Source organism: Micromonospora sp. I033 (genome assembly GCF_053890995.1).
The window spans coordinates 1-9,298 of the sequence record NZ_JBSSLX010000221.1 but is presented as its reverse complement, the minus strand read 5'-3'; the positions used below and the strand labels follow the sequence as shown (position 1 = coordinate 9,298).

General features: G+C 73.1%; 12 protein-coding genes. 5 read left to right on the top strand and 7 right to left on the bottom strand.

Annotated features, from left to right (window positions below):
- Positions 1–75 precede the first annotated feature (75 nt).
- From ACW0Q9_RS26025 to ACW0Q9_RS26000, 6 genes are all read right to left on the bottom strand, one after another.
- On the bottom strand, positions 76–867 hold the full coding sequence (locus ACW0Q9_RS26025) for an SIR2 family NAD-dependent protein deacylase (RefSeq protein ID WP_456185665.1): 792 nt from the start codon (positions 865–867) through the stop codon (positions 76–78).
- The gene (locus ACW0Q9_RS26020) at positions 864–1,151 is read right to left on the bottom strand and encodes a DUF1905 domain-containing protein (RefSeq protein WP_456185663.1); all 288 of its coding nucleotides are present in this window, start codon (positions 1,149–1,151) and stop codon (positions 864–866) included. Before ACW0Q9_RS26020 ends, ACW0Q9_RS26025 begins: the two co-directional genes overlap by 4 nt.
- A gap of 3 nt (positions 1,152–1,154) precedes the next feature.
- Positions 1,155–1,577: an acyl-CoA thioesterase gene (locus ACW0Q9_RS26015; RefSeq protein WP_456185661.1), complete on the bottom strand. Its 423-nt coding sequence runs from the start codon at positions 1,575–1,577 to the stop codon at positions 1,155–1,157.
- A gap of 42 nt (positions 1,578–1,619) precedes the next feature.
- Positions 1,620–2,459: an amino acid ABC transporter ATP-binding protein gene (locus ACW0Q9_RS26010; RefSeq protein ID WP_456185659.1), complete on the bottom strand. Its 840-nt coding sequence runs from the start codon at positions 2,457–2,459 to the stop codon at positions 1,620–1,622.
- Positions 2,460–2,464: 5 nt separating this feature from the next.
- Entirely contained in the window at positions 2,465–3,259 is a 795-nt protein-coding gene (locus tag ACW0Q9_RS26005; protein WP_456185657.1) for an amino acid ABC transporter permease, read from the bottom strand.
- 83 nt (positions 3,260–3,342) lie between these two features.
- A complete protein-coding gene (locus tag ACW0Q9_RS26000) occupies positions 3,343–4,161 on the bottom strand; it encodes a basic amino acid ABC transporter substrate-binding protein (RefSeq protein ID WP_456185655.1) in 819 nt (272 codons plus the stop codon).
- Positions 4,162–4,375: 214 nt separating this feature from the next.
- On the opposite strand from ACW0Q9_RS26000, the gene ACW0Q9_RS25995 reads away from it, so the two are divergent.
- The 3 genes from ACW0Q9_RS25995 to ACW0Q9_RS25985 all read left to right on the top strand — a co-directional run bounded on the left by ACW0Q9_RS25995 (position 4,376) and on the right by ACW0Q9_RS25985 (position 7,013).
- Positions 4,376–4,975, top strand: coding sequence for a TetR/AcrR family transcriptional regulator (locus ACW0Q9_RS25995; protein ID WP_456185653.1), 600 nt, complete (start codon positions 4,376–4,378; stop codon positions 4,973–4,975).
- A complete protein-coding gene (locus ACW0Q9_RS25990) occupies positions 4,972–6,600 on the top strand; it encodes an acyl-CoA dehydrogenase family protein (RefSeq protein ID WP_456185651.1) in 1,629 nt (542 codons plus the stop codon). The genes ACW0Q9_RS25995 and ACW0Q9_RS25990 overlap by 4 nt, the downstream gene beginning before the upstream one ends.
- 149 nt (positions 6,601–6,749) lie before the next feature.
- Positions 6,750–7,013, top strand: coding sequence for a hypothetical protein (locus tag ACW0Q9_RS25985; protein WP_456185649.1), 264 nt, complete (start codon positions 6,750–6,752; stop codon positions 7,011–7,013).
- Between the two features lie 9 nt (positions 7,014–7,022).
- On the opposite strand, the gene ACW0Q9_RS25980 is transcribed toward ACW0Q9_RS25985, so the two are convergent.
- Positions 7,023–7,622, bottom strand: a complete 600-nt coding sequence (locus ACW0Q9_RS25980; RefSeq protein ID WP_456185647.1) for a TetR family transcriptional regulator — start codon at positions 7,620–7,622, stop codon at positions 7,023–7,025.
- 144 nt (positions 7,623–7,766) lie between these two features.
- On the opposite strand from ACW0Q9_RS25980, the gene ACW0Q9_RS25975 reads away from it, so the two are divergent.
- Both ACW0Q9_RS25975 and ACW0Q9_RS25970 read left to right on the top strand, forming a co-directional pair.
- On the top strand, positions 7,767–8,531 hold the full coding sequence (locus tag ACW0Q9_RS25975) for an SDR family oxidoreductase (protein ID WP_456185645.1): 765 nt from the start codon (positions 7,767–7,769) through the stop codon (positions 8,529–8,531).
- The coding region (locus ACW0Q9_RS25970) for an SDR family oxidoreductase (RefSeq protein ID WP_456185643.1) at positions 8,531–9,298 on the top strand (768 nt) is incomplete at its 3' end. The genes ACW0Q9_RS25975 and ACW0Q9_RS25970, both read left to right, overlap by 1 nt.

The following is a 9,298-nucleotide window of genomic DNA, read 5'->3' as shown; positions in this document are numbered from 1 at the left end:
CCGGTGATCGGCGCCCGGCGGGCTTCCCGGGCGTGGACGCGGTTCCGGCACACGAAGGGCGCGGACGGTCCCCGGTCAGGCCGGGGCGTCGCCCCAGGCGGCTCGCACGAGGGCCGGGAGCACCTGCGCCGCCGGGCCGTGCAGGTTCACGGCGCACACCGCGTCCAGCGGCGTCTCCTCCGGGTTGACCTGGATCACCGTGCCGCCCCGGCGGGCCGCGACCCGCGGGATCTCGGCGGCGGGATGGACCAGGCCGGACGTGCCGACGGTCAGGAGCACGTCGCAGCGGTACGCCGCCCCGACGGCGGCCTCGAAGGCCTGCTCCGGCAGCGCCTCGCCGAACCACACGACCCCGGGCCGGACGGGCGCCTCGCAGCGCCCGCAGCGGGGTGGCGTCAGCCGTCGACCCTCCCCCGGCTCCGCCCCGGCCTCGGGCACGGGCGCCGGCTCGGCGCAGGCCGAACAGCGCGGCGCGAACAGACTGCCGTGCAGGTGGATCGGGGCGGCGGTGCCGGCGCGCTCGTGCAGGTCGTCGACGTTCTGGGTGACCACCACCGTCTCCGGCACCCGGGCCGCCATGGCGGCCACGGCCCGGTGGCCCGGGTTCGGTGCGGCCCGGCGGACGGCGGTGCGCCGCCACTCGTACCAGCCCCAGACGAGCGCGGGGTCGGCGCGGAACGCCTCCGGGGTGGCGAGGGTCTGGGGGTCGAACCGCGCCCAGAGGCCGGTGAGCGCGTCACGGAAGGTGGGCACGCCGCTCTCGGCCGACATGCCGGCGCCGGTGAAGACCACCAGCCGACGCGCCCGCGCGAGGAGCTTCGCCGCATCCGCCGTGCCCGAGGGTTCCGTCCCCCGTCGACCGGTCACCGCTCCACGACCAGGCGGACGTCGACCCGGTCGCCCAGCGCGATCCCCTCGGCCCGGCGGACCGCCGTCTTCAGCGGCACGACGTAGCGCCCGTCCCTGGGCCAGAGCGACGTCCGCCATCCGGTCGCGCCGATCCGCGCGGTCACCGGGATCATCCCCCACCCGTACGTGACCGACGCCGACGCCGCCTCCAGCTCACCGCACAGCTCGTCGGGGACGGTGACGAAGTGCCAGGGCGCCGGCCCCCGCCAGAACCACACCTCGCCGCTGAACTCCAGCTCCATGGCTCAGAGGTTCATCGGCGCGGGGTCGGTGGCCAGCTGCCGGAACCGCACGCGCGGGTCGGGCACCAGCTTCCGGGCGGCCAGGTCCAGCAGGCCGCCCACCCCGGTGATCGTGGCCGCCTGGGTGCCGTCGGGAAGGGTGAGCTCCTGGACGATCTGGAACGTCTTGCCCTCGCCCCAGCGGAACTCGCAGGACACGTCCACCTCGTCGCCGCCGCGCAGCTCCCGCAGGTAGCGCACGGTGACCTCCAGGGCCACCGGCCCCACCCCGCCGGCGATGAGCCGGTCCTGCCGGATGCCGGCGGCGCGCAGGCACTCCCACCGGGCGTGCTCGCCGTACTGGAGGTAGACGGCCTGGTTCAGGTGGCCCTGCGTGTCGAGCTCGTAGCCGCGGACGGTGACGCGTACCCGGAACGGATCTGCCATGCGGTCGAGCCTAACGAGAGGCGCCGACACCGCCGGGCACGGTCAGAGGTGGTGGCGGTCGTCGGCCGGCAGGCCGGGCGCCTCGGGTGGCTCGGCGGCCTCGTCGGGCCGCCCGAGCTGCGCGACATGGGTCGGGTCGAGGACCCGGGAGAGGAACGAACGGGTCCGCTCGTGCCGCGGCGCGCCCAGCACCTCCTCCGGCGGCCCCTGCTCGACCACCACGCCACCGTCCATGAACACGACCCGGTCGGCGACGTCCCGGGCGAACGCCATCTCGTGGGTCACCACCATCATGGTCATGCCGTCCTCGGCCAGCGTGCGCATGACGGTGAGGACGTCACCGACCAGCTCGGGGTCGAGCGCGGAGGTCGGCTCGTCGAAGAGCATCAGCTGGGGGTCCATCGACAGCGACCGGGCGATGGCGACCCGCTGCTGCTGCCCGCCGGAGAGCTGGGCCGGGAACGCGCCGGCCTTGTCGCTGAGGCCGACCCGGTCCAGGTTGGCGCGCGCGACGCGCTCCGCCTCGGCGCGGCCGCGCCTGAGCACCCGGCGCTGGGCGATGGTGAGGTTGTCCAGCACGGTCAGGTGCGGGAAGAGGTTGAACGACTGGAACACCATGCCGATGCCGCGGCGTACGGAGTCGATCTCGACGTCCGGGTCGGTCATCTCGGTGCCGTTCACCCAGATCTTGCCGGCGGTCGGCTCCTCCAGCAGGTTGACGCACCGCAGCAGCGTCGACTTGCCGGACCCGGACGGTCCGATGACGCAGACCACCTCGCCGTGGCCGACCTCGAAGTCGATGCCCTTGAGCACTTCGAGCGACCCGAAGGACTTGTGCAGGTCGCGGATCTCGACGGCGGGCTGGGACTGGCTGGTCGTCATGGGGATCACCGAGCCTTGGCGTAGCGGAGTTCGAGGCGGCGTACCACCTGGGACAGCGGCATGGTGATGACCAGGTAGGTGAGGCCGGCCACCAGCAGCGGGGTGGCGTTGACCCGGTCGTTGAGGGTGTCCCGGCCGAACTTGGTCACCTCGATGGTCTGCGCCGTCACGCCGAGCACGTAGGCGAGCGACGAGTCCTTGGTGAGCAGGATGAGCTCGTTGGTCAGCGGCGGGATCACGATCCGGAACGCCTGGGGGATGACGATCGTGCGCATCGCGGTGAAGTGCGACATGCCCAGGGTGCGGGCCGCCTCCATCTGCCCCTTCGGGACGGCCTGGATGCCGGCCCGGATGGTCTCGGCCATGTAGGCGGCCGCGGTCAACCCGAGACCGATCGTGATCGACCCGAACACGCCGCCCGGGATCTCCCGCTCCGGGAAGGCGATGGGGATGCCGTACCCGACGAGGAAGAGCACCAGCAGCGCGGGCAGGCCCCGGAACAGCTCGATGTACGCCGTCGCCACCCACCGGTACGGGGCCACCCGGGACAGCCGCATCAGCGCGAGCACGGTGCCGAAGACGAGGCCGAAGGCGAACGCGCCCAGCGTGTAGAGGATCGTGTTGCGCAGCGCGACGGTGATGATCGTCGGGAACATCGACTCGATGATGTCGACGCGGAAGAACGCTTCCCTCAGCCGGCCCCAGTCCGCCGCGAGGATCACCACGGCGATGACGGCCACGAAGGCCAGGTACTGGAGCCAGAGGGACAGCCGCTCTCGTTGGCGGCGTCGCAGCTTCACGGTGGGGCGCTCCTTGAGAGGTGCGGAGGTGGCCGACCCGGGGGGCGCGCGCCGGGCGCGCGCCCCCCGGGCGGGCGGGTGGCTCAGGCGTTCGGCTTCTTGCCGATCCACTTCTCGTAGATCGAGTCGTAGGTGCCGTCCTGCTTCGCCTTGGCGAGCACCTCGTTGATCTTCTTGAGCAGCTCCGGGTTGCTGTCCTTCTTCACCGAGAAGCCGTACTGCTCACCGGTGTCGAACTCGGCGGTCACCTCGAACCCGCCCGGGTGCTCCTTCATGTACTCGGTCCAGACCGGCAGGTCGTTGATGGCGGCCTCGACCTGGCCGTTGGCGAGGGCCTGCTGGAGGGCGGCGAGGTCCTCGAACTCGACGAGGTTGAGGCCCTTGTCCTGCTCGACCTTCTTGGCGTAGTCGCGGCCGGTGGTCGCGGCCTGGACGCCGACCTTCTTGCCCCGGAGGTCGTCGAGCGACTTGTACGCCTTGCCGGTCTTGACGAGCATGGCCTGGGTCGCGTCGAAGTACGGATCGGAGAAGTTCATGACCTTCTGCCGTTCCTCGGTGATGGTCATGCCGGCGGCGGCCGCGTCGCACTTGCCGGTGTTCAGGTCCTGACCGGACTTGATCCCCTCGAACGGCGTGTCGACGATCTTCTGCTCGACGCCCAGGTCCTTGGCGACCAGATCCATCACGTCGACGTCGAACCCGACCACCTTGCCGGCGGCGTCCTTGGACTGGAACGGCGCGTACGGCAGGTGGGTGCAGACGGTGAGCTTGCCCTTCTCGACGAGCTTGACGCCGCTCGCCTGGGTCTCGCCGTCCTCCTTCTTGGCGCATCCCGCGCTCGCGGCGAGGGCGGCGATGGCCACGATGACGCCAGCCCTGCGGACTGCGCTGGAGAAAGTCACGGCAGTGTCCCTCCGATCGACCCCGGTATGACAGGCAGCCAGGGGTGGTGCAAAGACGATGTGACAGGGGACGGTACCCGATCGGTGGAGCCGCACCAAGATCGTCATGGGGCCCTGAGCCCAAGCTGTGACCGTTCCGACCGGTGAACCCGGCACCGGAGACGCAACCGGGCGCACCTTGCCGGCAAGGACTGAATGGTGGTTCACTTCTTCGGTGGCCTACCGGAGCACCGAGCGGGTGAAGGCTCGGCTGACCGCCTCGCGCGAGCGGATCATCGCCGCCGCGCTGGAGATCATGGCCGGGGACGGCTACGCCGGCTGCTCGGTCGCCGCCGTCGCCGAGCGCGCCGGCGTCGCCACCGGCAGCGTCTACCGCCACTTCCCCACCAAGGCCCACCTGTTCGCCGAGGTCTTCCGCACCGCCTCGCAGCGGGAGGTGGACGCGGTGGCCCGCGCCGCGGCGCGGCAGGCCACCGTCGCCGCCCAGGTGTCGGCCGTCGTCGAGACGTTCGCCGGCCGCGCGCTGCAGTCGCCGCGGCTGGCGTACGCCCTGCTCGCCGAGCCGGTCGACCCGGCGGTCGACGCCGAGCGGCTCACCTTCCGCCGCGCCTACGCCGACCTGATCGCCGGCCACGTCGCGGCGGGGGTGGCGAGCGGCGAGCTGCCTCCACAGGACCCCGAACTGACCTCGACCGCGGTGGTCGGCGCCCTGGCCGAGGCCATGGTCGGTCCGCTGGCCGCCGGGGTCGCCGGCCCGGGCACCATCGCCGGCCTGATCAGGTTCATCCACCGCGCGCTGGGAGTGTCGCCGTGACCACACACGAGGTCCTCAACCAGGTTCCCCCGCTGACCGGCCACGACGCGGCGGACGACCCGGCCCTGCTCGACGGGCTCGACCGGGAGGGCGCCGGCTGGGCCGCCGCCGAGGTGCGCGAACTCGGCCGCCTCGGCGGCGCCGCGACGGCGATCGAGCACGGGCGGCTGGCGAACGAGCACCCGCCGGTGCTGCGCACCCACGACCGCTACGGCCACCGGATCGACGAGGTGGAGTTCCACCCGGCCTGGCACGAGTTGATGCGTACCGCGGTCACCCACGGCCTGCACGCGGCACCGTGGGCGGACGACCGGCCGGGTGCACACGTGGCCCGGGCGGCCAAGTTCTACGTCTGGCGCCCCGACGCCGGCCACGGCTGCCCGATCTCGATGACCTACGCGGCCGTGCCGGCGCTGCGGCACAGCCCGGACCTGGCCGCGCGGTACGAGCCGCTGCTCACCGCGACGTCGTACGACTTCGGGCTGCGCCCGCCGCTGAGCAAGCGGGGGCTGCTGGCCGGCATGTCGATGACGGAGAAGCAGGGCGGCTCGGACGTCCGCGCCAACACCACCGTCGCGCACCCCGACCCGGACGGCACCTACCGGCTCCTCGGGCACAAGTGGTTCACGTCGGCGCCGATGTGCGACGTCTTCCTCACCCTCGCCCAGGCGCCGGGCGGGCTCACCTGCTTCCTCGTCCCGCGGGTCCTGCCGGACGGCACGCGCAACCCGATGCGGCTGATGCGCCTCAAGGACAAGCTCGGCAACCGGTCCAACGCCTCGGCGGAGGTCGAGTACGAGCACGCGGTCGCCTGGCGCGTCGGGGACGAGGGCCGGGGCGTGCGCACCATCATCGACATGATCAACCTGACCCGCCTCGACTGCGTCATCGGCGCGGCGGCCGGCATGCGCCAGGGCGTGATCACCGCCGCCCACCACGCCGCCCACCGGCGGGCCTTCGACCGGTACCTCGTCGACCAGCCGCTCATGCGCAACGTGCTCGCCGACCTCGCGGTCGAGTCCGAGGCCGCCACCGTCCTCATGATGCGGCTCGCCGGCGCGACCGACCGCGCCGCGCGCGGCGACGCCGGCGAGACGGCGTTCAAGCGGCTCGCCCTCGCCGTCGGCAAGTACTGGGTGTGCAAGCGCTGGCCGGCCCACGCCGCCGAGGCCCTCGAGTGCCTCGGCGGCAACGGCTACGTCGAGGAGTCCGGCATGCCGCGGCTGTTCCGCGAGTCGCCGCTGAACTCGATCTGGGAGGGGTCCGGCAACGTCGCCGCGCTGGACGTGCTGCGCGCGGTCGCCAGGGAGCCCCAGGTCGTCGAGGCGTTCCGGGCCGAGGTGAGCGCCGCCGCCGGCGCCGACCCGCGGCTCGACGCCGCGCTGCGCCAGGTGCAGGCCGACCTGGCCGACCACGACGACCTCGAACTGCGGGCCCGCCGGGTCGTCGAACGGCTCGCCCTGGTCCTGCAGGGCTCACTGCTGGTGCGGCACGGCCACCCGGCCGTGGCCGACGCGTTCTGCGCGTCCCGCCTCGGCGGCGACCACGGCCAGGCGTACGGCACCCTGCCGCGCGGTGTCGACTTCGCCACCATCATCGCGCGCGCCGCACCGAAGGTGGGCTGACCGGCACCGCGGCCGGCAACACCGAGGGCATCACGCGGTGGCCCTGGGACTACGCCGGCGGCAGCTTCGACGGGTGCGCCGACGCCTACGGCACGCGCAAGTTCGCCTGCACCGCCACCCCCGTCGACCCGCTGTGCAGCCCCTACGGGGTGTGGAGCGAGAACAAGGGCGGCGGGCTCAAGGCCACCACCGCCCGCACGACCTGCGGCGCATACGGCAACATCGGCGCCGCCGCGGCGTACGGGTCCGGACCCGCCGTCGCCGTCCACCCGCTCGGCATCGCCCCCGCCGGCGCACAGATCGACGTCCGCTACGTCACGAAGGACCGTCAGTGGGTCATGGCGAAGTGGCGCGGGAACCGCTTCGCCGCCGGCGTCGCCTGGGCGTTCCTGCCCCGATCCTGCGTGTGGTGACGGGGTCGCTCAGCGGGCGCCGACGATCCGCAGCGCCATCTCGGCGTACCGGGCGGCGATGTACTCGGGGACCAGGTCGCCGCCGTCCCGGTACCACCGGCCCACGTCGACCCCGAGTGACAGCAGGGCGGCGGCGGCCATCCGGGGATCCGGCGTCTCGAAGACCCCGGCCGTGACGCCGGCCTCCACGAGCTGCCGGATCGCCTGCTCGATGCGGTGGCGGATCTCGCGGATCTCGGCCAGGTGCGCGGGGCTGAGCGCGGACAGCTCGTAGTTCACCACCCGGGTGGTGGTGTGGTCGCGGGCGTGGGTGACGACGAAGTCATGGACCACCCGCCGCAGCGCCGTGGCCGGGTCGGTGGACGAGGCGACAGCGGCGCGCACCAGCCGCAGCACGTGCTCGTGCCCGGACCGCGAGATCAGGTAGAGCAGCTCCTCCTTCGACTTGTGGTGCACGTAGAGCGCGGCGGGACTCAGCCCGGCGGCGGCCGCGATGTCGCGCGTCGTCGTGCCGTGGAAGCCCCGCTCGGCGAACGCGGTGACGGCCGCCTCCAGCAGCCGGGCGCGCGTCGCGTCGGCGCGGGACTGCTCGGCGCTGTCGGTCACCACGCGTCCACCCTTCCCTCCTGAGCCTCGGCCGGCATTGATACCACAACCGGCCCGGGCGGAGCTGTTGACGACGCCCACCCGGCTGTCGCACACTCCCTCAGACACATTCTAAGCAAGCGCTTAGTAACTTCAGAGGGGGTGGCCGTGTCGGAGGCTGCGTCGACCAGATTCGCCGGCCGTACGGCGATCGTCACCGGTGCCAGCCGCGGCATCGGCCTGGCCATCGCCGAGCGGCTGGTCGCCGACGGCGCCAAGGTGGTCATCACGGCCCGCAAGCGGGAGGCGCTGGACCAGGCGGTCGCGCGGCTCGGCGCCGAGCACGCCGTCGGCGTGGCCGGCCACGCCGACGATCCCGACCACCAGGCCGAGGTGGTGGAACGGGCGGTCGACACCTTCGGCAGCGCGGACTTCCTGGTCAACAACACCGGCATCAACCCGGCCTACGGGCCGCTGGTCGAGCTGGACCTGGCCGCGGCCCGCAAGGTCCTCGAGGTGAACTGCCTCGCCGCCCTGTCCTGGGTGCAGCAGGTCCACCGGGCCTGGCTGGCCGAGCACGGGGGCGCGGTGGTCAACGTCTCCTCCGTGGCCGGCGTCCGGCCGGCGTCCGGCATCGGCTTCTACGGCGCCAGCAAGGCGATGCTGACCCACCTCACCCAGCAGCTCGCCGTCGAGCTGGGCCCGGACATCCGGGTGAACGCCGTCGCCCCGGCGGTGGTGAAGACGAGGTTCGCCACCGCCCTCTACGAGGACCGTGAGGAGCAGGTCGCGGCCGCGTACCCGCTCAAGCGGCTCGGCGTCCCCACGGACGTCGGCAGCGTCGTCGCGTTCCTGCTCTCCGCGGACGCCGCCTGGATCACCGGCCAGCTGCTCGTCGTCGACGGCGGTCTCACCCTGACCGGGGGTGTCTGATGCCGGTACGGGACAAGGGCGTCGTCGTCACCGGCGCCGGGCACGGCATCGGCCGGGCGCTGGCCACCCGGCTCGCCGCCGAGGGGGCGCGGGTCGTGGTCAACGACCTCGACGCCGAGGCGGTCCGCCGGGTGGCCGAGGAGATCGGCGGCCACGCCGCTCCCGGCGACGCCGCCAGCGAGGAGGGCGTCGCCGCGCTGGTCGAGACGGCCCGGAGCCACCTGGGCGACGTCGACATCTGGTTCGGCAACGCCGGCATCGACCGTGGGCGCGGGCTGGACGCCGGCGAGGCGGAGTGGGCCGCCAGCCACGAGGTGAACGTGATGGCGCACGTGCGGGCCGCGCGCCTGCTGGTGCCCGCGTGGGTCGCGCGCGGCGCGGGCCGCTTCGTGGTGACCGCGTCCGCGGCCGGGCTGCTCACGACGCTCGGGAACCCGGCGTACGCGGTCAGCAAGCACGCCTGCGTCGCGTTCGCGGAGTGGCTGTCGGCGACCTACCGGCATCGCGGGGTCGTGGTGCAGGCCGTCTGCCCGCAGGGCGTGCGGACCCGGATGCTCGAGCGGACCGGGCCGCTGCGGGAACTGATCAGCCGCGACGGGGCGCTCACCCCGGAGGACGTGGCCGAGGCGACGTGGCAGGCGTTGCACGACGACCGGTTCCTGGTCCTGCCGCATCCACGGGTGGCCGACTACTACCGGCACCGCGCCACCGACACCGACCGGTGGCTGACGGGCATGAACACGCTCCAGCGGCACCTCGAGGACCAG

Bases quoted from the DNA above. Each gene is read 5' to 3' on its own strand.
- ACW0Q9_RS26015 (WP_456185661.1), bottom strand. From the start codon at position 1,577: ATGGCAGATCCGTTCCGGGTACGCGTCACCGTCCGCGGCTACGAGCTC.
- ACW0Q9_RS26020 (WP_456185663.1), bottom strand. From the start codon at position 1,151: ATGGAGCTGGAGTTCAGCGGCGAGGTGTGGTTCTGGCGGGGGCCGGCG.
- ACW0Q9_RS26010 (WP_456185659.1), bottom strand. From the start codon at position 2,459: ATGACGACCAGCCAGTCCCAGCCCGCCGTCGAGATCCGCGACCTGCAC.